Genomic DNA, 20,297 nt, shown 5'->3' with positions numbered 1-20,297 from the left:
ACCCCCAAGTGAGAGGAAAAAACATGGCGAAACCTGTTCTGGATGCGATTGCGGTGGTTTCAACCGATATGGCGCGCAGCAAAGCTTTCTATACGCTCTTGGGATTTTCCTTTGAGGGCGGTTTTCTCTCAGACGATCACGTCGAGCCAGAGCGCCGAGCGGGAGAGCCGCGCCTGATGATTGACAGCGCAAAGCTGATGACACAACTGATCGGCGAGGCCCCGCGCGCGCCGAACCATTCGGTTTTCGCGATGCTGTGCGACGGGCCAGCGGAGGTTGATGTCTATGCAAAGGCCATTGAGGCGGCCGGGTTCACCATTGTGACCCAACCTTGGGACGCACCTTGGGGACAACGCTATGCCACGGTTGCAGACCCGGATGGGTATCGGGTGGACTTGTTCGCGCCGCTGTGAGGAGGCCGATTTAGAGAATTTTGGCGTCTTTCAACAGACGCAGAGCTTCCTCGCGCGGATGGGCCAGTTGAGACCGATCCTCGCCCGGAAAGAACCGCGCGCGCGTAGCCGTGGGCATCGGTTTCGGCGTCAGAATATGGATGCGCGGCGCGGTGTCGATGGGGGCGGTCTCTGCCTGCCAGCTTTTCGCCATGGCAATCTGCGCGGCTTTTGATGCGCCATAAGCGCCGAAGAATTTCTCGCCCGCATGCACATCGTCGAAGAACAGCGCGTCGCCGGGGGCGGATGCCATGTTGAGCAAGGGGGAGATCATCGGGATCAGCTTGCCCGTCGCGATGACATTCGTGTTCATCGTGCGGTCGAAATCTTTCGCGTCCATATGGTCGGCGGGCGACAAAAGCTGTGCATAAACAGCGGTATGCGCCCAGAGATCGACATGTCCCCAACGGTCGTAAATCCCGCGGCACAGATGCGCCATCGCATCCGGGTTGGTGATATCCATCGGGGCGAGCGTGGCTTGACCGCCTTGCGCCTTGATCCGGTCATCCAACTCTTCGAGCGCGCCGGTGGTCTTGGCCACGGCGACGATGTGATGCGTCTGGGCCAAGGCTTCGGCGAGGAAGAAACCAAGGCCGCGCGAGGCGCCGGTGATGAGGGCAATTTTCGTATTCTCGGTCATGACAGCGGTGTGGCGGTTGCACGCCCCTGCGTCAAGAGGGTTTGAGCGCGCTGCGGTCGAGTGTCCCGATGGCCTCGTAAAGCTCGATGAGCTGGTCGAGGGAGATGTCCTTCACCGTTTCGCTGGTGACGGTGGGGCGCTCTGCACCATCGCCGAAGCTGAGCGTCAGGGCGCTGTCTTGCGGCAGGAGCGGGGAGAGATCATTGGCCAATGTGGCGAGGGTGTCATCCGGCACCGCGCCGCCATCGAGCAGGTCGATATAGGTGTAGAAGGCCGGATGCGGGACTTCGACCCAAAGCGCGATCATCAGTGCCTCTTCCGAGCCGCGAATGGGCAGGGCCAGCGTTGCGCGCAGATATCGGGCGTCTTCGGAGCGGCACAGCTCAGAGGTGAGCTGGTCCGCCTCCACTTTGACGAAGGGCTGCTCGCCGCGTTCTTCATGCGGCCAGTCAGAGGGATGATCGAAACCGATGTCGATCACGCCGCCATACGCGCCCTCGGGGGCCGTGAGCGCGCGCCAACGTGGATCAAGATCGAGAAGAGACACCAAAACGGATCAGCTCGCCACAGGCGCCGCGTTCCACGCCTCGCCGCGAACTTCGCCCTTGTCTTTCATCTTCTCGCTGACACGCGAAGACGTTTCGAGGGAGGCAAGATATTCCGGTGTGACGCCGGTGACATATTCGCCGTTGAAACAGGAGCAATCGAAGCTTTCGATCTCCGGGTTGCCTTCTTTGGCGGCCCAGACAAGATCTTCGAGCTTTTGGTAGATCAGCCCGTCGGCATCGAGATATTCGCAAATCTCATCGACGCTGCGGCCATTGGCAATCAGCTCTTGTTTGGTGGGCATGTCGATGCCGTAGACATTGGCATATTTCACGGGTGGGGAGGCGGAGGCGATATAGACTTTTTTCGCTCCGGCTTCGCGACACATTTGCACGATTTTCTTGATCGTGTTGCCACGGACGATGCTGTCGTCGACCAGAAGGATATTGCGGCCCTTCATCTCAAGCTCCATGGCGTTGAGCTTGCGGCGCACGGATTTCTGACGCTCGCTCTGACCCGGCATGATGAAGGTCCGGCCCACGTAGCGGTTTTTCACCAGACCTTCGCGGTAGCGAATGCCGGTGATGTTGGCGACTTCCAGTGCTGCGGGGCGCGCACTGTCGGGCACGGGGATGATCGCGTCGATCTCGAAGCCGCTGTCCATGATCTGTTTGGCAAGCGTCTGGCCCATGCGGAGCTGGGTTTTGTAGACGGAGATGCCGTCGAGCATGCTGTCGGGGCGGGCGAGGTAGACGTATTCGAAAATGCAGGGGCTGAGTTTGCCCGGCACGCATTGTTTCTTGTGCATCTTGCCGTCGAGGTCGATGAGGATCGCTTCGCCCGGCGCCACATCGCGGATTTTCTCGAACCCGTTGATGCCGAAGGCGACGTCCTCGGACGCGAAGGAATATTCATCGCCCGCATCCGTCTCACGTTTCGCGACGGAGAGCGGACGGATGCCATGCGGGTCGCGGAAGGCCAGAAGGCCCACGCCTGCGATCAGACAGATCACGGAATAGGCGCCTTGCACACGCTCCATGGTCATTTTGACACCGGCGAGAATGTTGCGGACGGCGTCGTCGGTGCCGTTCACCTTGATCGCGTCGGAGACTTTGTCGGCCAGCACGTTCAGCAGGATTTCACTGTCAGACGTGGTGCGCAGGTGGCGCGAATATTTACCGACCACCTTGGCGCGTTGTTCCGCCGTGTTGGTGATATTGCCGTTGTGCACGAGGTAGATGCCGTAGGGCGCATTGACGAAGAACGGCTGGGCTTCCGCGGCGGACAGAGAGCCGGCGGTGGGGTAGCGCACATGGCCGAGGCCAAGGCGTCCGAGCAGGGTCTTGGTGTCCTGCGGACCGAACACGTCCTTCACAAGACCCGATCCTTTCCGTTCCCGGAAGAACTCACCGTCGTAAGTCACGATCCCCGAGGCATCCTGACCGCGATGCTGGAGCATCAGCAGCCCGTCATACAGCTCGGCGAAGACATCGTGAGTCCGGCTCGCGATCCCAAAAATCCCGCACATATCATTCGCTCCAATTCGTCGTCGCTGGTCGCGCGCCCTGCCGCGTCAGTAGGGGGCGCTTCGGGGGCTGGGCCCCGGTCATTGTCTGTTGAGAAGGTGCACCTGTTCCGACGTAACCGAATACGCCAAACTCAAAGATATAGGTCTGGGGCGATAGGCGCATCCAGCCGGGCTCCGAATCCTGTCACGGGTGTCTTGCCCCTCCTTTAAGCCCTTGTCGCCCAAGTGTCACGAAAGGATCACATCGCTTTTGGACAGATTTTGCGTGTTGCAACTGCGCCGGAGGAGGGACGGATATGAAAAAGGCGACCCGTGGGCCGCCTTTGACATCTTATTCCGTACAGGTCGAGACCAGCGCCTCGTAGCGTTGTGTAATCCAGTCGGGCGCGCTGTCGGGCAGGGTCTCGTCGATCTTGTCCTGCGAGCGGGCGAAGACTTTTGCGGTGCGGGAGTTTTCCAGAACGTCGATCGGGTCGCCGGTGGAGACGCGATCCACGATCACAAGCGCGATGGCGACGAGGACGATCCCGCGCAGAACACCGAAGAGAAAGCCGAGGCCCTGGTCAATGCCGCCAAGCGCGGAGCGTTGCACGGCGGAAGAGAACAGCGGGGTGAACACGGAGACGACGATCAGCGCCAAGGCGAAGACCGCAAAGAACCCGGTGATCACCGACAATTCGCAGGAGCCGGAGATATAATCGCCAAGATAGGGCACTTCCTTGACAAGCGGGACGGCTTTTGGGGCGAACATATAGCCGAGGATCGCGGCGACGATCCAGCCCGCGATGGCCATGCCTTCACGGACGAAGCCGCGAGAATAGGCCAAAAGAGCCGATACGATAATGACCAGCGCGACGATGCCGTCGATGATTGTAAAGCCTTCCATGGCGCCTCACCTTTGTTAGGCGCCTGCCGCGCCGTTCTGGCGCTAGCCTGCGCCGAATACCTCACCGACAAAGCCGATCAGATCGCTCATCTGACGTAGGGCCATGCCACTGTTTTCCCCCGCTTTGGATTGCGCGGGGGCGATGGCTGAGGAAAAACCAAGTTTTCGCGCCTCTTTCAACCTGTTTTCGGTTTGACCAACCGGTCTGAGGCTGCCGGAGAGCGAAAGTTCCCCGAAAACCACACAATCTTTCGGCAGGGCGGCGTCTTCGCGTGCCGACAAAAGCGCTGCGGCGACGGCGAGGTCTGCGGCGGGTTCCGACACTTTCATGCCGCCCGCGACATTGAGGTAGACATCAAGGCCCGCAAAGGGGATGCCGCAACGGGCTTCGAGCACCGCGAGGATCATCGCCAGACGGGAGCCGTCCCAGCCCACGACGGTGCGCCGGGCCTGCGAATGGGGTGAGGGGGCGATGAGGGCCTGAAACTCCACGAGAACGGGCCGGGTGCCTTCTATGCCTGCAAAAACCACCGATCCGGGGGCGGGCTCGTCGCGCTCGGACAGAAACAGCGCGGAGGGGTTCGTGACCTCGGAGAGACCGTCGCCGGTCATCTCGAAAACGCCGATTTCATGCGCCGGACCAAAGCGGTTTTTCACCGCGCGAAGCAAGCGAAACTGATGCCCGCGCTCGCCTTCAAAATAGAGAACCGTATCGACCATATGCTCCACGACACGCGGCCCGGCAAGCTGGCCTTCCTTGGTGACATGGCCGACCAGAACGACGGAGACGCCGCGGGTTTTGGCAAAGCTCACAAGTTCGTGCGCGGCGGCGCGCACCTGAGAAACGGAGCCGGGAGCGCTCTCGACATTGTCGGCCCACATGGTCTGAATCGAGTCGATGATCACCAGATCGGGTTCTTCCTTCTCCAGCGTCGTCAGAATATCGCGCAGGTTCGTTTCCGCACCGAGCTGCACCGCCGCCTCCGCAAGACCCAGCCGCTGCGCCCGCATCCGCACCTGCGCGCTGGCTTCCTCGCCGGAGATGTAGATGACCTTGAGCCCTGCATCTGCGAATTTTGCCGCCGCTTGAAGCAAAAGCGTGGATTTGCCGATCCCCGGATCGCCGCCGACCAAAATGGCGGAGGCCGGGACAAGCCCGCCGCCGAGAACCCGGTCGAATTCTCCCATGCCAGAGGCCGTGCGCGGGGGCGGGGCCTCTTTGGTGGCAAGCGTTGTCAGAGGGATTTCCTTGCCGCGCATCCCTCCCAATGTTTTCGCGGTGGGGCCGGAGCTTGAGAGCGGCTTTTCTTCCGAGATTGTGTTCCACTCGCCGCAGCCGTCGCAGCGCCCGGACCATTTCGTGGTCACCGCCCCACAATTGGAACAGACGAAGTTCTTTTGTGCCTTGGCCATCTGGCGCTCCCGGATTGTTCTTGCTTCGTTCTAATCTTTTGCAACCCGCCGGTTCAAGCGCTCTCTTGGTCCTTCGTGGCAAAAATACTCAATCCGAGGCTGGCGAGTACGCAGAAGGTGAACAAATACAGCCCCCAGCCGATTTCTACGCGGCCGACGCCGATGCCTTTAGCGAGCGTGATATAGATCGCGATCAGGAACACGTCGGCCATGGCGAGGCGTCCGAGTTGGAAAAGCCAGGGTTTCACTGTCGCGGGAAAACGTCCGGAGAGCAGGCCTTCGAGTGCGACGATCTTGGCGAGGGGCGCCACGATGGCGAAGAAAACCACGACAAGGGCGAGGGGGATGTCTTTATTCCAAAGGCTTTTGACGCCGGAGAGTACGGAGATTTCCGAGAGGCCAAACAGCGGCAACAATCCCGCCCGCAGAAGCGGTGCAACCCAAGCGATGGGGAAGAGGATCAGCAGCAAGAGATTGGCGAGGCGGAGCGGGGTCATGAAGCCCTCACCGCAGCGTTTCAATCGGACCGTTCGGGGAGCCGGTGATGAACTGGCGCAGGTAGGGATCGTCGGCTGTGTCCATCTCGGACACCGGCCCGTGCCAGCGGATTTTACCCCGGTGCAGCATGGCGACCTTGTCGGCGATGGCGCGCACGGAGGTCATGTCATGGGTGATCGTGACGGCGGTCGCGCCCATCTCGACGACGATTTCGCGGATCAGCTCGTTGATGACGCCCGCCATGATCGGATCAAGGCCCGTGGTCGGTTCGTCGAAAAAGATGATCTCCGGATCGGCGGCGATGGCGCGGGCAAGGCCCACGCGTTTCTGCATCCCGCCCGACAGCTCGGCGGGGAACAGATCGGCCACATCGGGGCCAAGGCCCACGCGGCGCAGTTTCTCGATGGCGATCTCTTTGGCCTCGGCGCGCGGGCGTTTGAGCGAACCGCGTAGCAGACGAAAGGCGACGTTTTGCCAGACCGGAAGACTGTCGAACAGCGCCGCGCCTTGGAACAGCATGCCGAAACGCGCAAGGAAGGCGTCGCGGTCGCCGGTCTTGGTGACGTCTTCGTCATGGACCATGATCGCGCCCTGATCCGGGGTGATCAGGCCGAGAATACATTTGAGCGTGACGGATTTCCCGGTGCCGGAGCCGCCGATGATGACGCAGCTTTCGCCCTTCGCCACGTCGAGATCGACGCCCCGCAGGATCTCTTTTGCTCCGAAGGCTTTATGGACGTCCTGAAGGCTGATCATGTCGCGAAAAAGGCCTGTGTCAGAAGGAAATTTGCGGCGAGGATCATCACGGCGGCAGCCACCACGGAGGATTTCGTCGCTTGGCCCACACCCTGCGCACCGCGGCCCGAGTTCATGCCAAAGTAACAGCCCATCAGGGTCGCGATTCCGCCAAAGGCCGCGCCTTTGACCAGCGAGGAGACGATGTCGTTCATCTGAAGGAAATCGACGGTGTTCTTGAGATAAACCGCAGGGTTGAAGCCCAGTGATTGTACGGAGACGAACCAGCCGCCGAAGACGCCGATGGCATCGCCGATGGCGACCAGAAGCGGCACGGTGACCAGCCCCGCAAAGACGCGCGGCGCGGTCAGGTATTTCATCGGGTTCGTGGAAAGCGTCACAAGCGCGTCGATCTGCTCCGTCACTTTCATCGTGGCGATCTCTGCTGCGATGGAAGAGGTCACACGCGCCGCGATCATCAGGCCGACCATGACAGGGCCAAGTTCGCGCACGATGCCAAGGGCGACGATCTGCGGCACCACCTGTTCTGCGGAAAAGCGCGAGCCGCCAGCGTAAATCTGAAGCGCAAGCGCGCCACCGGTGAAGACAGCGGTCAGGCCGACAACGGGGAGAGAGAGATAGCCCACATTCATCAGCGCGTGCAGGAATTCACGGCCATAAAAGGGCGGCGTCACGATGTGGCGCAGAGCGGTCAGGGCGAAAAGCGTCACCCGGCCAAGCGTCGCCAGCGCGGACAGAACGCCTGCGCCAAGCGCGGCCAGAGGCCGGGTGAGAAAGCTCATCCGATATAGCGGCGCTGATAACGCGCGCCGAGCGAGGTGAGGATTTCATAGCCGATGGTTTGACCGATCTCGGCCAGATCATCGACGGTCTGATGCGCGCAGAGAAGATCGAGCGAGCGCGGCACCTGATCGAGATGGGTGATGTCCACAGTAATCAGGTCCATCGACACTTTGCCGATCAGCGGGCAGGGCGTGTCGCCATCGAACAGAACCGCTTTGTTGGAGATCAGGCGGGTGATCCCGTCGGCATAGCCCGCAGCGACAGTCGCCACGCGAGAGGGCACTTCGGCGGTCCACATGTTGGAATAGCCGACCGTTTCGCCGGGCTGCACATCGCGGGTCTGAATCACCGGGCATTCGAGGCGCACGACAGGTTTGCCGTCTTCATAGGGAAGACCGCCATACATGCCGATGCCGGGACGCACGAGATCGAAATGATACTCCGGCCCGAGCAGAATGCCGCCCGTCGCGGCCAATGCGCGACGCACCGGCAGACCGTCGGTCATGTCGCGGAAAGTCTTGAGCTGGAAGGCGTTCATGTCGTGGCTTGGATCATCGGCGCAGGCCAGGTGGCTCATCACCAGATCGGGCTTGGCCTTGATGACCAGATCTTTCACCGCGTCCCATTCGACGTGCTCAAGGCCGAGACGGTTCATGCCCGTGTCGAGCTGAATGCCGAAGGCGCGACCGGGGAGGGCTTCGAAATGGCGGGTGATCTGGTCGAGCGAGTTGAGCATGGGGACAAGCCCCATGTCGCTGATCATATCGGTGTCGCCGGGCATATGGCCACCCAGAATACCGATCCACGGTTTCGGTCCCACCGCTTCACGCAGCGCCACGCCTTCTTCGGCGGCGGCCACGAAAAAGGACTTCACGCCGGTTTTCATCAGGGCGCGGGCAACCTTGCCAACCCCCAAACCGTAAGCGTCGGCCTTGACCACCGCGGAGGTTTCAACGGTCTCCGAGGAGAGTTTGTCGAGCGCGCGCCAATTCTCGGCGAGCGCATCGAGATCGATATGAAGAGTAGAGGTGCCCATAGGTCCGTTTATTGGCCCCGGACGCGGAGAGTCGCAAGCGCAATCCTGTCCGGAGGTTACTCGTAGTCGAAATTGTTATGCAGTTCCTTGGCAAGGTTCCCAAAGCGGGTGAACTGTGCCTCAAAGCTAAGCTCCACCGTGCCGATCGGACCGTGACGCTGTTTGCCGAGGATCACCTCGGCCTTGCCGTGCAGACGCTCCATGTCCTGCATCCATTTTTCCATGGCTTCCAGGTTATCGTCATCGGGTTTCTCGCGCTCTTTGTAATACTCGCCACGGTACACGAACATCACAACGTCGGCGTCCTGCTCGATGGAGCCGGATTCGCGAAGGTCAGAGAGCTGCGGGCGTTTGTCGTCGCGGCTTTCCACCGTCCGGGACAGCTGCGAAAGCGCGATCACGGGGATGTTGAGTTCCTTGGCGATGGCTTTGAGACCCATCGAAATCTCGCCGATCTCCTGAACCCGGTTGCCTTCGGTCCGCGAGGTGCCGCGCACAAGCTGCAAATAGTCGACGATCAGAAGATCGAGCCCGTGGGTCCGTTGCAGCCGCCGCGCGCGCGCCGAAAGCTGAGAGATCGGGATCGACGGGGTGTCGTCGATATAGAGCGGGCAGGACTCGAGCGTCTTGGCGGCATCGACGAAGCGGCGGAATTCCTCCTCGGTCATGTCACCTTGGCGGATCTTGTGCGAGGAAATCTCGGAGGCCTCTGCCAGAATACGCGCGGCGAGCTGTTCGGAACTCATCTCAAGAGAGAAGAAGCCGACGACACCGCCCTCGACCGCACCGCTGCGCCCGTCGGGTAGGGTGCCTTTTTTATAGGCCTTCGCGATGTTGAAAGCGATGTTGGTCGCCAGCGAGGTTTTCCCCATCGACGGACGACCGGCGAGGATGATCAAGTCGGACGGGTGCAGGCCCCCCATTTTCTTATCGAGATCGATCAGCGCCGTCGGCACACCGGCCATGCCGCCCCCGCGCTCATAGGCGGCGTTGGCGTTCAGCACCGCCTGCGTCACGGCGGAGAGGAAAGAGGTAAACCCGGATTCGCCCTTGCCCTGTTCGGCGAGCGAGTAGAGCCGCTGTTCTGCGGCGACGATCTGTTCCGCCGGATCGCGGCTGTCGGACCCGGAGGCTGCCGATCCCGAGATTTCATTGCCAAGCTCGATGAGCTGGCGACGCAGGAACAGGTCGTAAATCAGCTGGGCGTAGTCGCGCACGGCATAGGTGGAGATCGCGGAGGCCGCGAGGCGCGCCAGATAGGCCGGGCCACCTAGCTCCTTGAGGCCCTCGTGATCTTCCATGTAGGCCTTCAGCGTCACGGGCGAGGCCAGCATGTTCTTGGAAATCCGCTCGGCGGCTTTCTCGAAAATATCCTTGTGGACCGGATCGAAGAAATGCTCGGGAGAGATGATCGAGGCGATCTTGTCGAAGACGTCGTTGTTGGTCAGAAGCGCGCCGAGAAGCTGTTGTTCAGCTTCGATATTGTGTGGCACGGCCCCCTCATAGGGCGTGATCACCGCGCCTTTGGTGGCGGGTTCATCCTGATCTTTGCGCATATCCTGTAGATTTGCGATTTCGCTCATCTGTTCGGGCCTCTTGCTCATGATCCCGCGAGTCGCGTGATGCTCGGGGGTTTGTCTTGCTTAGCGCGCAGCTTAAGCGCTTTCAAAGTGTATAACTTGTGGAAAACTTCGCGGCACTGCAGCATGGCGAATAAACGCTTGTCCACAAAGCGAAACGCCGCCCCGAGAGGCGGCGCTCAAATTTTCGGCGTAATTGAAACGCTTAGGCTTTCTTGTGTTTTTCCTGCCAGGCATGCGGCGCACCGAGGAAATGCTCGACCTCTGCCAATGCTGCGGCATCGAAAGTTTTCTGGCGTTTTGCCTCTTCCAGAACATCCCACCAGGTGCAGAGGCTGATCAGCTTGACGCCGTGATCGGCGAGGCGTTTCTCGGTGTCCGGGAAAATGCCGTAATAGAAGATCACCGCCGTCCAGTTACAGCTCGCGCCGGTCTCGCGGATCGCATCGACGAAGGACAGTTTCGAACCGCCATCCGTGGTCAGGTCTTCAACGAGCAGCACGCGCTGATCTTCGGACATCTCGCCTTCGATCCGGGCGTTGCGGCCATAGCCTTTCGGCTTTTTGCGCACATAGGTCATCGGCAGGCCGAGACGGTCTGCGACGAGGGCGGAGAAGGGAATGCCTGCGGTTTCGCCTCCGGCGATATTGTCGAAGGCCTCAAAACCGGCTTCGCGCATGATCTGGATCGCCATGAAATCCATCAGCGTCGAGCGGATGCGCGGGTAAGAGATCAGCTTGCGGCAATCGATATAGGTCGGCGAGGGGAGGCCAGACGCCAGAATATACGGTTCTTCGGGGCGAAAGTTCACCGCACCGATTTCGAGCAGCATGCGGGCTGTCAGACGGGCGATTTCAGTTTGATCGGGAAAGGAGGAGGGGATCATGGCACAATCTCTCTAAAGCGTCTTTTAGGCTTCCACGCTCCAATGGAGCGGCATTTGCGGGTCAAATACGGTCACGGGGCCGTTGGCGGTGTCGATCTTGCTCGGATAGGTCACCGGGGCGCCCTTTTTAAGCGTGATCGTCGCCTCGTTCAGCGGCAGCTTGTAGAAGGTCGGCCCGTTGATGGATGAGAATTTCTCAAGGTTCTCCAACGTGCCTTCGCGCTCGAACACTTCGGCGAGGATCGACATGGTGTTGGTCGCGGTGAAGCAACCGGCGCAGCCACAGGCGCTTTCCTTGTCGCAATCGCGGTGCGGCGCGCTGTCCGTGCCGAGGAAGAAATGTGCATCCCCGGAGGTGGCGGCCTCGACCAGAGCCAGACGATGGGTTTCGCGCTTCGCCACCGGCAGGCAGTAGTAATGCGGTTTGATGCCGCCGACGAGGATGTGGTTGCGGTTGATCACGAGGTGATGCGTCGTGATCGTCGCGCCCATGTCGTCGCCCTGCGCGGCCACATAGTCCACGCCGTCTTTGGTGGTGATATGTTCCATCACCACGCGCAGACCCGGCGTTTTGCGGCGGATCGGGTCCAGCACGGTTTCGATGAACACGGCTTCGCGGTCGAAGATATCGACCTCGGGGGTGACCACTTCGCCATGGGTACAGAGCGGCAGGCCGATCTCGGCCATTTTCTCAAGCACCGGGCGGACCTTGTCGAAATCACGCACGCCGGAGGAGGAGTTCGTCGTCGCACCGGCAGGGTAAAGCTTGACCGCTTTCACCAAGCCGCTGGCATGGGCGGCGGCGACATCTTCCGGATCGGTCTGCTCGGTGAGGTACAGCGTCATCAGCGGCTCGAACGTGCCACGGGCCGGGTTGGCTTTGAGGATACGCTCACGGTAGGCCTCCGCGTCCGCACTCGTCACCACCGGCGGAACGAGGTTCGGCATGATGATGGCGCGGGCAAAATGGCGCGCGGTTTCGGGCAGGACGGCTTCCAGCATCGCGCCATCGCGCAGATGAAGATGCCAGTCGTCGGGGCGGCGGATTTTGAGTGTGTCGGTCATGGCTTTGCCTTAGCGCTTTCACGGAGAAAGCGCCAGATGGTGTAATGCCGGATACGCGCTTATTTTTTAAGCTATTGGTCAGTTTTTCCGCCCGCTGGAATTCTCCGGGATTGAAGCCGCCCTGCGCATCCGTCTAGGCTCGGACACGATTTGGAGGACGATATGCTGGACGCGACCCGACCGTCTCACGCCCCGACTTTGCATCCGAAGTTGCAACGCGTTCGCGGGCAGGCTCATGTCGTGATGGGCGCGGGCGGTCTGAAAGACCTGTATCAGATGGGCTCCGCCAAGGCGATGCTGCCCAAGGTGCACAGTTCAGTTCCCGAAGTGGTTTTTCTCAACACTTCCGGCGGTTTGACCGCAGGTGACCGCCTCGACTACCGACTTGAGGTTGAAGCGGGCGGTGCGCTGATTGGCACGACCCAGACCGCAGAGCGCGCCTATGCCTCCGTCGCGGACGGTGCGGATGCCGAGGTCTCTGTCAGCCTGCATGCGGGCGAGGGCGCGCGGCTCGAATGGTTGCCGCAGGAGACGATCCTGTTCGAGACCTCCCGCCTGACGCGGCGCACCACGGCGGAGATCGCCGGGAATGCGCGTTTTCTCTTTTCCGAAATGGTGGTTTTGGGCCGCGCCGCGATGGGCGAAACCGTCGAGACGCTGCATCTCTCGGATCGCCGCGAAATCCGCCGCGCCGGAAAGTTGGAATTTATCGAACCGTTGGAAATAGACGCCGGGCTTTTGAGCCAGCGCGACAATCCGGCGGTTCTCGCGGGGGCGCGGGCCATCGCCACAATCGGACTGTTTGAGCCGGGCGCGGAAGCGCTTGCCGATTTGCTCAAACCGATACAGCATGACGGCGTGACAGCCGGGGTGTCTGGTTGGAATGGCAAACTGGTGATCCGTGCCATGGCCGCTGACGGCTATCCGCTGCGCCGCTATGCGGCCCAGGTCTTGACGAAAATCAGACAGGCGGACTTGCCGCGCGTCTGGCAAATGTGACGATAAACGAGGGACGACAATGAACCTGACGCCGAGGGAAAAGGACAATCTGCTGATCTCGGTCGCGGCCATGGTGGCACGCAACCGACTTGAGCGCGGCGTGAAGCTGAACCACCCGGAAGCCATCGCGCTGATCACCGATTTCGTGGTTGAGGGCGCACGTGACGGCAAGATGGTCTCCGAGCTGATGCAGGCCGCCGCCCATGTGATCACCAAAGATCAATGCATGTCCGGCGTGCCGGAAATGATCCACGAAGTGCAGGTGGAGGCGACCTTCCCGGACGGGACGAAGCTTGTCACCGTGCATCACCCCATTCGTTAAGGAGGCGGCCATGATCCCCGGAGAATACTTTATCCAAGACGGCGAGATCGAGCTGAACGCGGGCGCGGAAGTGACGACACTCACCGTGTCCAATACCGGTGATCGCCCGGTGCAGGTCGGCTCGCATTATCATTTCTATGAGACCAACACGGCGCTGGCGTTCGACCGCGAGGCCGCAAAAGGCAAGCGCCTCGATATTGCTGCTGGCACCGCCGTGCGTTTTGAGCCGGGCCAGACCCGCGAAGTGAGCCTTGTGCCGCTATCCGGCGCACGCGAAGTCTACGGCTTCAACCAGAAGATCATGGGCAAACTGTGATCCGCTGGGCGCTTATAGTACTTGCTGTCATGGCCGCCCCTGCCTTTGCGCAGGATGAGGTCGATTGCGCCATTGCGACGACCCAGAGCGAGATGAACATCTGTGCCGGGCGCGCTTATGCTGCGGCGGATGTGGATCTGAACCTTGCCTATCAGAACGCCATGACCGTGGCGAAAGATTGGGATCTGGGGCTGTCGGACGAGCTGTGCTGCGCGTCTGATGCTTTGCGCGAGGCGCAGAGGGCGTGGATTTCCTATCGCGACAAAGTGTGTGAGGCGACCGGATTTCTGGTCCGCGGTGGTTCGATGGAGCCGATGATCGTCGCGCGTTGTTTAGAGAATATCACACGGCGGCGGACCGAAGACATCCGCGCCGTCTATGAGATGAATTGAGAGGGGACTGAGATGCCTGCAAAAATCTCCCGCGCGACCTATGCCGACATGTTCGGCCCGACCACCGGTGACAAGGTCCGTTTGGCCGACACCGATTTGATCATTGAGGTCGAGCGCGATCTGACGGCTGAATTGGCCGGGGTGGGCCGCAACGCCCCGCTTTATGGCGAAGAGGTCAAATTCGGGGGCGGCAAGGTGATCCGTGACGGCATGGGGCAGTCGCAGAAAACCCGCGCCGAAGGGTCGGTGGACACGGTGATCACCAATGCGCTGATCCTCGACGTGACCGGCATTTACAAGGCGGACATCGGTCTGCGGGACGGGCGGATTACCGGGATCGGCAAGGCCGGGAACCCGGACACCCAGCCGGGGGTCGATATCATCGTCGGTCCGGGAACCGAGGTGATCGCAGGCGAAGGCCGGATCATCACGGCGGGCGGCTTTGACAGCCACATTCACTTTATCGCGCCGCAACAGATCGAAGATGCGCTGCATTCCGGCCTGACCTGTATGTTGGGCGGCGGCACCGGGCCGGCGCATGGCACTTTGGCCACCACCTGTACGCCGGGTTCTTGGCACATTGGCCGGATGCTGCAGGCGCTCGACGGCGTGCCGATGAACATCGCTTTGGCGGGCAAGGGCAACGCCTCGCAACCGGGCGCATTGGTCGAGATGGTGAAAGCGGGCGCGGCGGCGCTCAAGCTGCACGAAGACTGGGGCACGACGCCCGGCGCGATTGATTGCTGTTTGTCCGTGGCCGATGACATGGATGTTCAGGTGATGATCCACACCGATACGCTCAACGAGAGCGGCTTTGTGGAGAATACGCTGGCCGCCATCAAAGGCCGCACGATCCACGCCTATCACACCGAGGGCGCGGGCGGCGGTCACGCGCCGGACATCATCAAGGTCGTCGGCTATGAGAACGTCCTGCCGTCCTCGACAAACCCGACGCGTCCGTTCACCCAGAACACGCTGGAAGAGCATCTCGATATGCTCATGGTCTGTCACCACCTCGACAAGTCGATCCCCGAAGACGTGGCCTTCGCCGAAAGCCGCATCCGCAAGGAGACCATCGCGGCGGAAGACATCCTGCATGACATGGGCGCCTTCTCGGTGATTTCGTCGGACAGTCAGGCGATGGGCCGTGTGGGCGAGGTGATCATCCGCACATGGCAGACCGCCGACAAGATGAAGAAACAGCGCGGGCGTTTGTCGGATGAGACCGGCGACAACGACAACGTGCGGGTCAAACGCTATGTCGCGAAATACACGATCAACCCGGCGATTGCCCATGGGATGAGCCATCAAATCGGCTCCATCGAGGTTGGCAAACGCGCCGATCTCGTGATCTGGTCCCCCGCCTTCTTTGGCGTGAAACCGGAGATGGTCCTTCTGGGCGGCTCTATCGCGGTGGCTCAGATGGGCGATCCGAACGCCTCCATCCCGACGCCGCAGCCGGTCTACACCCGCCCGATGTTCGGTTCGATGGGCCGGGCCGTGGAAAACTCCGCCGTGCTCTTTGTCTCCGAGGCGGCGCAAGCCGAAGGGATCGGTAAACAGCTCGGCCTCGCCAAGCAAACCGTCGCGGTGAAGAATACCCGTAACATTGGCAAATCCTCCATGGTGATGAACAACGCCACGCCGGAGATTGAGGTGAACCCGGAAACCTACGAGGTGCGGGCGAATGGCGAGCTTCTGACCTGTGAGCCTGCGACCGAGCTGCCTATGGCGCAGCGGTACTTCCTGTTCTGATGGGTGCGTGACGCAATATTTCTAATTTCGTTGAGGAGGGGGCTGAATGAAGGACGAGGCAACTGCACGCTGGCAAATGTTGTCAAAAGACGCTGTGAGCTTTGACGCTCTGGTCGACGCGGGGGCTATCATCACGCCGCAGATGTCTGATGAGATCGCTTCAGAACTACATCGGCTCGGACGTACTGAAGACGTCCGCTTGTCTCCCAGTGGGCGGCGCTTGGCTGTTGCGGGGTATTTGGCTGACAGTTGCTTGCTGTTTGACTGCGAATGGGGGGACGATACGGAAGAGCCGAGCCTTACGCTTACCGGCATGACGGAAATTTCGTCACCGGATCTGGCGGAACCGCACGGGTTTGATTTCGTGGGAGAAGACATGCTGATGGTCGGCAACCGTAAAGGTGTTCTGACGCTGTTCGATCTGCCCGCCGCCCATTCCGGAGTGCAGCGCTATATGCTCAAAGCGCGGCGCAAGATCATTTGGGCCAGCCTGCGCAGGCATTTACGTGCGCCGGGTTCTCTGGTCGTCACCGAAATGCGAGGAAATACGGTCGAGGTTATCGCATGTAACAACTATCGCCATCTTTTGTCGCGACATCGTTTTTCCCGTTCATGGCTTTTGCCCTCACGCAATGCGATCGCTTATTCCGCTGGTCTGGACGTCCCTGATGGCATTGCGATTTCCCCGGATAGACGCTTTTTGGCCGTTTCCTCTCATTTTACGCATGATGTTTTAATCTATCCTTATGACCGCAAGAACGACCCAAAACGCGAACCTGTCGGGCGGCTTGACGGAATATGCTTCCCGCATGGGGTGCGGTTTTCACCTGATGGCAGCCGCCTTTTCGTCGCGGATGCAGGAGCGCCTCTTGTTCATGTTTTTGAAGCCAAGGACGGGGATTGGGCGACCGAAGCCGCACCAATTCACCGGTTTTCTCCTGTGTCGGAAGTGGAATTTCTGGCAGGTCACACCAATGAGCAAGAGGGTGGGATGAAAGGTCTAGAGCTTGCGATGGGAGGGAGGGTTGTTATTGCAACTTGTGAGGAAACGCCGTTGCGATTGTTTGATCTGCATAAGGTCCCGAATTTTACCACATCCACCGACACGCTGACTTAACGATGTCTGTCAGGACTATCGTGCTTAGGGTCGGCACTCATTGACTTGCGATGCACAGTTTGACGGATTTTGCCCCAGTCTGCGTTATATGATATTGAAATAGAAACACTAAAGCGTTTCTACTTAAACCTGAATCAGGGTTTGAGCAGAAACGCGGAGCAACGTCCAAGCGGAGCGGGCGTTTCGACTTTATGTGATAGATCAAGTTAAAGTCGAAACGCTTTATTCCTGCGGCCATATGCCTTGTCTGGAACAAAATCGGTCAAACTGCGTGTCACGAATTCATGGGGCCTGACCCTAATGGTTTGTGGCGGCGTGGGGCTGTGCTATCCTGACGGGTATGGGAGGAAACCAGTTCGATGGAAGGTTTCCGAATATGCAGCACGTCGCCAATATCGCCATTCTCACGCCGAGCCTTCGGGCGCGGCTTGATCTGTTTTTTGCCACGCTGGGGCAGGGCGTGAATGCCTATGCCGTGCGACGCAAACGCTTGGGGGAGCTGGCCCGATTGGATGCGATGAGCGATGAGGAACTTCTCGCAATGGGGATCACTCGCGACCGTATTCCGCATTATGTCTTTCGGGATTTGTTCTGCGTGTAAGGCGCGGGGCTTTGTCGGGAAGGTCTAACTCTCTCCGCCTATCGCGAGGCGGCGGCTTGTAAACGCGGTGTCTGGAAGTGCCGGGCTCTGGCTGTCGCTCTCAATTTCGCGCGCGGCATGCATATCGGCTTCCGCCTCAAGTTGCTGAGCAAGTTCAAGGGCGTCCGGTAGGGTCGCGGGTTCAAGCGCGGTCTCCGCGTCGGTTTCGATTTTTGCCAAGATGTCCTGATCCAGGCCTGCGAGGGGTTGTAACTCCGCATGTTCCGTTGGGCGTAGATCGGGGGGAGCGTCTCTTTCCTCTGCGAGAGCGGGGTCTAGTAGAGAGGAGGCTTGCTGGAGGCTTGTGCCGGTATTGTGAGACGTGAGGCCATTGAGGCCGAAGGGGTCGTCTGCATCCACACAATCCGCGTTTTCCGGGCGGCTTTCGGTCTCGGCATTCGGTTCGGAGCGTGAGACCTCTCGTGTGTCCACGCGCGGTGCGAGGAGGACCACGGTTTCAACCCTTGGTTCAAACAGCCCTGCATCGAGCAACATCTCCTGCGGCAACCGCTCCGGAACAAGCCGCAGAGGTCGGCGTGTTTCGATCACCGCGATCCGGTCGGTGCCCTGCACTTTGTCACAGCCGCTTTCGGTGGCAAAGGTCAGAATTTCATCGCATAATTCCGCTTCACGCGCCCGCAGCCGTAAAATTTCCGCGCGCAGGGAAAAAAGCGCATCGACGGCCTCGCAGCCGGTGCTGGTGACGTTATGATCGGTTGCTGAAAAGGGCATGGCAAGGTCTCCTTGCCTTACATTTGAAGGCGAGTCGGTTAAGAAAGTCCGAAGGCCGAAAAGGAGGGTGATGATGAGCAGTTTGAAAGCCTATGAACTCTGTCAGGGCTGTGGGGATGCCGCACAAGATCACGTCGCGCTGACCTATGATCAACGCCTGCTGCGGCGCAAGAAATTGACGACCGAAGGTGGTCTCGCGGTGTTCGTCGATCTGCCGCAAACCGTGTCCATCGGAGAGGGCGACGGGTTCCGCTGCGAAGACGGGACGGTGATCGGTGTTCAGGCCGCGGATGAGGAGCTTTATGCCATCACCGGCGAGACCGTGACGCGCTATGCTTGGCATATCGGCAACCGGCATACGCCCTGCGAGATTGCGGCGGACCGGCTGGTGATCCAACGCGACCCGGTGCTGAAAGCCATGCTGGAACAGCTCGGCGCGGTGGTGTCCGAGATCGTGGCACCGTTCACGCCTGAGGGTGGGGCCTATGGTCATGGTCGGACGATGGGGCATGACCATGGGGGACATGACCACGGCGATCACGGGCACTCGCACAGTCATGCGCACGACCATGACCACAGCCACGCTCACAGTCATTCGCATGACCACGAACACGGCCACGATCATCATCACGATCATGAGCACAGCCATGATCACGACCATTCCCACACGCATCACCACCACCATCATGACTGAGCGCGCGCTTCTGGCACTGACGCAATGGCTGTCCCCGGCGTTTCCGTTGGGCGGGTTTGCTTATTCCCACGGGCTGGAGCTTGCGATCAGTGACGGGGATGTGCGCGATGCGGAAGGGCTTGAGCAATGGCTTCGCGCCATTCTGACGCGCGGCGGCGGGCGGACGGATGCTTGGCTTTTGTCGATGGTGCTTCAGGGCGCGGATGTCGAAGACATGGCGCGTTTGGCGGAGGCCATCGCCGGATCAAAAGAGCGCTGGGCGGAGACCTTTGAGCAAGGCACAGCCTTTGCGCGCACGGTGAAGGACATGGGTGGCCCAGAGCGCCCCGCACGGGCGTTGCCGGTCGCGGTGGGCGAGGCGGCTCGCGATCTCGAACTTGCGCCGAAAACCGTAATTTCGCTGTATCTGCATAGCTTTACATCCAACCTCGTTTCCGCTGGCGTGCGCTTTGTGCCGCTCGGGCAGGCGGCCGGACAAAGCGTTCTGGCGCGTCTGCATGAGGTGATCGAAACCGTGGCGGAGGAGGCTCTGGGGGCGACGGTGGAAAACCTGTCGACCGGAGCCTTCGCCGCCGATCTCAATGCCGCGCGCCATGAGGATATGGATGTGCGGATTTTCAAGACATAACAGGAGGCAATCATGGCATCACCGAACGGAGCTTTGCGGGTCGGGATCGGCGGGCCGGTTGGCGCAGGAAAGACCACACTGACCGGGGCATTGGCGAAGGCGCTGTCGGAGAAATACTCCGTCGCGGTCATCACCAATGACATCTATACGCGCGAAGACGCCGAAGCCCTGATGCGTCAGCAAATCCTGCCGATGGAGCGCATTCGCGGTGTCGAAACCGGGGGCTGCCCGCACACGGCCATTCGCGAAGATGCGTCGATCAATCTTGCTGCCGTGGCCGATCTTTCCGAGAAAATCCCCGATCTCGACGTCATCCTGATCGAGAGCGGCGGCGACAATCTTGCGGCGACGTTTTCACCCGAGCTTGCGGATCTGACGATCTATGTGATCGACACGGCAGCGGGGCAGGACATTCCGCGCAAACGCGGGCCGGGGGTCACGCGCTCGGATTTGCTTATCGTCAACAAGGTCGATCTTGCGCCTTATGTCGGTGTGGATCGGGAGCTTCTCGAAGAAGACACCAAACGGGCGCGGGGCACGAATGCCTATGTCATGGCCGCGTTGCGCCATGGCGAGGGCGTGGGTGAGGTCGTGCGGTTTGTCGAAGAAGAGGGCGGCCTCGGCTGAGGCCCG

The 20,297-nt window shown here is 60.4% G+C and carries 24 protein-coding genes; 11 read left to right on the top strand and 13 right to left on the bottom strand.

Going from position 1 to position 20,297, the window contains the following annotated elements; translation table 11 throughout:
- Positions 1-23: 23 nt before the first annotated feature.
- Positions 24-413, top strand: a complete 390-nt coding sequence (locus ACYBHZ_RS12135) for a VOC family protein (protein WP_460274547.1) — start codon at positions 24-26, stop codon at positions 411-413.
- Between the two features lie 10 nt (positions 414-423).
- On the opposite strand, the gene ACYBHZ_RS12130 is transcribed toward ACYBHZ_RS12135, so the two are convergent.
- The 12 genes from ACYBHZ_RS12130 to pyrC form a co-directional block, all read right to left on the bottom strand.
- The gene (locus ACYBHZ_RS12130) at positions 424-1,092 is read right to left on the bottom strand and encodes an SDR family NAD(P)-dependent oxidoreductase (protein WP_460274546.1); all 669 of its coding nucleotides are present in this window, start codon (positions 1,090-1,092) and stop codon (positions 424-426) included.
- Positions 1,093-1,123: 31 nt separating this feature from the next.
- On the bottom strand, positions 1,124-1,639 hold the full coding sequence (locus ACYBHZ_RS12125) for a DUF2199 domain-containing protein (protein WP_460274545.1): 516 nt from the start codon (positions 1,637-1,639) through the stop codon (positions 1,124-1,126).
- Positions 1,640-1,648: 9 nt separating this feature from the next.
- Positions 1,649-3,166: an amidophosphoribosyltransferase gene (gene purF / locus ACYBHZ_RS12120; RefSeq protein ID WP_460274544.1), complete on the bottom strand. Its 1,518-nt coding sequence runs from the start codon at positions 3,164-3,166 to the stop codon at positions 1,649-1,651.
- Between the two features lie 331 nt (positions 3,167-3,497).
- A complete protein-coding gene (locus ACYBHZ_RS12115) occupies positions 3,498-4,052 on the bottom strand; it encodes a CvpA family protein (RefSeq protein WP_460274543.1) in 555 nt (184 codons plus the stop codon).
- Between the two features lie 42 nt (positions 4,053-4,094).
- Positions 4,095-5,465, bottom strand: coding sequence for a DNA repair protein RadA (gene radA, locus ACYBHZ_RS12110; protein ID WP_460274542.1), 1,371 nt, complete (start codon positions 5,463-5,465; stop codon positions 4,095-4,097).
- Positions 5,466-5,518: 53 nt separating this feature from the next.
- Positions 5,519-5,962 carry a paraquat-inducible protein A gene (locus ACYBHZ_RS12105; RefSeq protein ID WP_460274541.1) on the bottom strand — a complete coding sequence of 148 codons (444 nt, stop codon included), beginning with the start codon at positions 5,960-5,962 and terminating at the stop codon, positions 5,519-5,521.
- A 7-nt stretch (positions 5,963-5,969) separates the two neighbouring features.
- On the bottom strand, positions 5,970-6,719 hold the full coding sequence (locus tag ACYBHZ_RS12100; RefSeq protein WP_460274540.1) for an ABC transporter ATP-binding protein: 750 nt from the start codon (positions 6,717-6,719) through the stop codon (positions 5,970-5,972).
- The gene (locus tag ACYBHZ_RS12095; protein ID WP_460274539.1) at positions 6,716-7,501 is read right to left on the bottom strand and encodes an MlaE family ABC transporter permease; all 786 of its coding nucleotides are present in this window, start codon (positions 7,499-7,501) and stop codon (positions 6,716-6,718) included. The genes ACYBHZ_RS12100 and ACYBHZ_RS12095 overlap by 4 nt, the downstream gene beginning before the upstream one ends.
- Positions 7,498-8,538, bottom strand: coding sequence for an alanine racemase (alr, locus tag ACYBHZ_RS12090; RefSeq protein ID WP_460274538.1), 1,041 nt, complete (start codon positions 8,536-8,538; stop codon positions 7,498-7,500). Before alr ends, ACYBHZ_RS12095 begins: the two co-directional genes overlap by 4 nt.
- Before the next feature lie 56 nt (positions 8,539-8,594).
- A complete protein-coding gene (locus tag ACYBHZ_RS12085; protein ID WP_460274537.1) occupies positions 8,595-10,121 on the bottom strand; it encodes a replicative DNA helicase in 1,527 nt (508 codons plus the stop codon).
- A gap of 202 nt (positions 10,122-10,323) precedes the next feature.
- The gene (locus ACYBHZ_RS12080; RefSeq protein ID WP_460274536.1) at positions 10,324-11,004 is read right to left on the bottom strand and encodes an orotate phosphoribosyltransferase; all 681 of its coding nucleotides are present in this window, start codon (positions 11,002-11,004) and stop codon (positions 10,324-10,326) included.
- Between the two features lie 24 nt (positions 11,005-11,028).
- On the bottom strand, positions 11,029-12,069 hold the full coding sequence (pyrC, locus tag ACYBHZ_RS12075; RefSeq protein WP_460274535.1) for a dihydroorotase: 1,041 nt from the start codon (positions 12,067-12,069) through the stop codon (positions 11,029-11,031).
- A gap of 162 nt (positions 12,070-12,231) precedes the next feature.
- Between pyrC and ACYBHZ_RS12070 the strand changes: the two genes are divergently transcribed.
- The 7 genes from ACYBHZ_RS12070 to ACYBHZ_RS12040 all read left to right on the top strand — a co-directional run bounded on the left by ACYBHZ_RS12070 (position 12,232) and on the right by ACYBHZ_RS12040 (position 17,571).
- A complete protein-coding gene (locus ACYBHZ_RS12070; RefSeq protein WP_460274534.1) occupies positions 12,232-13,068 on the top strand; it encodes an urease accessory protein UreD in 837 nt (278 codons plus the stop codon).
- Between the two features lie 19 nt (positions 13,069-13,087).
- Positions 13,088-13,390 (top strand): urease subunit gamma, encoded by a 303-nt coding sequence (locus ACYBHZ_RS12065; RefSeq protein WP_460274533.1) that lies wholly within the window; start codon positions 13,088-13,090, stop codon positions 13,388-13,390.
- Between the two features lie 10 nt (positions 13,391-13,400).
- Complete coding sequence (locus ACYBHZ_RS12060; protein WP_460274532.1) at positions 13,401-13,706, top strand: urease subunit beta; 306 nt, start codon at positions 13,401-13,403, stop codon at positions 13,704-13,706.
- Positions 13,707-13,735: 29 nt separating this feature from the next.
- Positions 13,736-14,098: a lysozyme inhibitor LprI family protein gene (locus ACYBHZ_RS12055; protein WP_460274531.1), complete on the top strand. Its 363-nt coding sequence runs from the start codon at positions 13,736-13,738 to the stop codon at positions 14,096-14,098.
- A gap of 12 nt (positions 14,099-14,110) precedes the next feature.
- Positions 14,111-15,853, top strand: coding sequence for an urease subunit alpha (gene ureC / locus ACYBHZ_RS12050; protein ID WP_460274530.1), 1,743 nt, complete (start codon positions 14,111-14,113; stop codon positions 15,851-15,853).
- Positions 15,854-15,899: 46 nt separating this feature from the next.
- Positions 15,900-16,970: a hypothetical protein gene (locus tag ACYBHZ_RS12045; protein WP_460274529.1), complete on the top strand. Its 1,071-nt coding sequence runs from the start codon at positions 15,900-15,902 to the stop codon at positions 16,968-16,970.
- 376 nt (positions 16,971-17,346) lie between these two features.
- A complete protein-coding gene (locus ACYBHZ_RS12040) occupies positions 17,347-17,571 on the top strand; it encodes a hypothetical protein (RefSeq protein ID WP_460274528.1) in 225 nt (74 codons plus the stop codon).
- A gap of 24 nt (positions 17,572-17,595) precedes the next feature.
- Here the strand turns inward: ACYBHZ_RS12040 and ACYBHZ_RS12035 are convergent, their stop codons facing one another.
- Positions 17,596-18,342 (bottom strand): hypothetical protein, encoded by a 747-nt coding sequence (locus ACYBHZ_RS12035; RefSeq protein ID WP_460274527.1) that lies wholly within the window; start codon positions 18,340-18,342, stop codon positions 17,596-17,598.
- 73 nt (positions 18,343-18,415) lie between these two features.
- Between ACYBHZ_RS12035 and ACYBHZ_RS12030 the strand changes: the two genes are divergently transcribed.
- Genes ACYBHZ_RS12030 through ureG form a run of 3 tightly spaced genes read left to right on the top strand, consistent with a single transcriptional unit; the run spans position 18,416 to position 20,291 of the window.
- Positions 18,416-19,036, top strand: a complete 621-nt coding sequence (locus ACYBHZ_RS12030; protein WP_460274526.1) for an urease accessory protein UreE — start codon at positions 18,416-18,418, stop codon at positions 19,034-19,036.
- On the top strand, positions 19,029-19,664 hold the full coding sequence (locus tag ACYBHZ_RS12025; RefSeq protein ID WP_460274763.1) for an urease accessory protein UreF: 636 nt from the start codon (positions 19,029-19,031) through the stop codon (positions 19,662-19,664). The genes ACYBHZ_RS12030 and ACYBHZ_RS12025 overlap by 8 nt, the downstream gene beginning before the upstream one ends.
- A 12-nt stretch (positions 19,665-19,676) precedes the next feature.
- On the top strand, positions 19,677-20,291 hold the full coding sequence (gene ureG, locus ACYBHZ_RS12020) for an urease accessory protein UreG (RefSeq protein WP_460274525.1): 615 nt from the start codon (positions 19,677-19,679) through the stop codon (positions 20,289-20,291).
- Positions 20,292-20,297 lie beyond the last annotated feature (6 nt).

The sequence above is a fragment of the Celeribacter sp. ULVN23_4 genome, from assembly GCF_054788345.1.
Note: the sequence above shows the minus strand (reverse complement) of the source record. Positions and strands in the feature narration are given on the sequence as shown.

Bases quoted from the DNA above. Each gene is read 5' to 3' on its own strand.
- ACYBHZ_RS12135 (WP_460274547.1), top strand. From the start codon at position 24: ATGGCGAAACCTGTTCTGGATGCGATTGCGGTGGTTTCAACCGATATG.
- ACYBHZ_RS12130 (WP_460274546.1), bottom strand. From the start codon at position 1,092: ATGACCGAGAATACGAAAATTGCCCTCATCACCGGCGCCTCGCGCGGC.
- purF (WP_460274544.1), bottom strand. From the start codon at position 3,166: ATGTGCGGGATTTTTGGGATCGCGAGCCGGACTCACGATGTCTTCGCC.
- ACYBHZ_RS12115 (WP_460274543.1), bottom strand. From the start codon at position 4,052: ATGGAAGGCTTTACAATCATCGACGGCATCGTCGCGCTGGTCATTATC.
- radA (WP_460274542.1), bottom strand. From the start codon at position 5,465: ATGGCCAAGGCACAAAAGAACTTCGTCTGTTCCAATTGTGGGGCGGTG.
- ACYBHZ_RS12105 (WP_460274541.1), bottom strand. From the start codon at position 5,962: ATGACCCCGCTCCGCCTCGCCAATCTCTTGCTGCTGATCCTCTTCCCC.
- ACYBHZ_RS12100 (WP_460274540.1), bottom strand. From the start codon at position 6,719: ATGATCAGCCTTCAGGACGTCCATAAAGCCTTCGGAGCAAAAGAGATC.
- ACYBHZ_RS12095 (WP_460274539.1), bottom strand. From the start codon at position 7,501: ATGAGCTTTCTCACCCGGCCTCTGGCCGCGCTTGGCGCAGGCGTTCTG.
- alr (WP_460274538.1), bottom strand. From the start codon at position 8,538: ATGGGCACCTCTACTCTTCATATCGATCTCGATGCGCTCGCCGAGAAT.
- ACYBHZ_RS12085 (WP_460274537.1), bottom strand. From the start codon at position 10,121: ATGAGCGAAATCGCAAATCTACAGGATATGCGCAAAGATCAGGATGAA.
- ACYBHZ_RS12080 (WP_460274536.1), bottom strand. From the start codon at position 11,004: ATGATCCCCTCCTCCTTTCCCGATCAAACTGAAATCGCCCGTCTGACA.
- pyrC (WP_460274535.1), bottom strand. From the start codon at position 12,069: ATGACCGACACACTCAAAATCCGCCGCCCCGACGACTGGCATCTTCAT.
- ACYBHZ_RS12070 (WP_460274534.1), top strand. From the start codon at position 12,232: ATGCTGGACGCGACCCGACCGTCTCACGCCCCGACTTTGCATCCGAAG.
- ACYBHZ_RS12065 (WP_460274533.1), top strand. From the start codon at position 13,088: ATGAACCTGACGCCGAGGGAAAAGGACAATCTGCTGATCTCGGTCGCG.
- ACYBHZ_RS12060 (WP_460274532.1), top strand. From the start codon at position 13,401: ATGATCCCCGGAGAATACTTTATCCAAGACGGCGAGATCGAGCTGAAC.
- ACYBHZ_RS12055 (WP_460274531.1), top strand. From the start codon at position 13,736: ATGGCCGCCCCTGCCTTTGCGCAGGATGAGGTCGATTGCGCCATTGCG.
- ureC (WP_460274530.1), top strand. From the start codon at position 14,111: ATGCCTGCAAAAATCTCCCGCGCGACCTATGCCGACATGTTCGGCCCG.
- ACYBHZ_RS12045 (WP_460274529.1), top strand. From the start codon at position 15,900: ATGAAGGACGAGGCAACTGCACGCTGGCAAATGTTGTCAAAAGACGCT.
- ACYBHZ_RS12040 (WP_460274528.1), top strand. From the start codon at position 17,347: ATGCAGCACGTCGCCAATATCGCCATTCTCACGCCGAGCCTTCGGGCG.
- ACYBHZ_RS12035 (WP_460274527.1), bottom strand. From the start codon at position 18,342: ATGCCCTTTTCAGCAACCGATCATAACGTCACCAGCACCGGCTGCGAG.
- ACYBHZ_RS12030 (WP_460274526.1), top strand. From the start codon at position 18,416: ATGAGCAGTTTGAAAGCCTATGAACTCTGTCAGGGCTGTGGGGATGCC.
- ACYBHZ_RS12025 (WP_460274763.1), top strand. From the start codon at position 19,029: ATGACTGAGCGCGCGCTTCTGGCACTGACGCAATGGCTGTCCCCGGCG.
- ureG (WP_460274525.1), top strand. From the start codon at position 19,677: ATGGCATCACCGAACGGAGCTTTGCGGGTCGGGATCGGCGGGCCGGTT.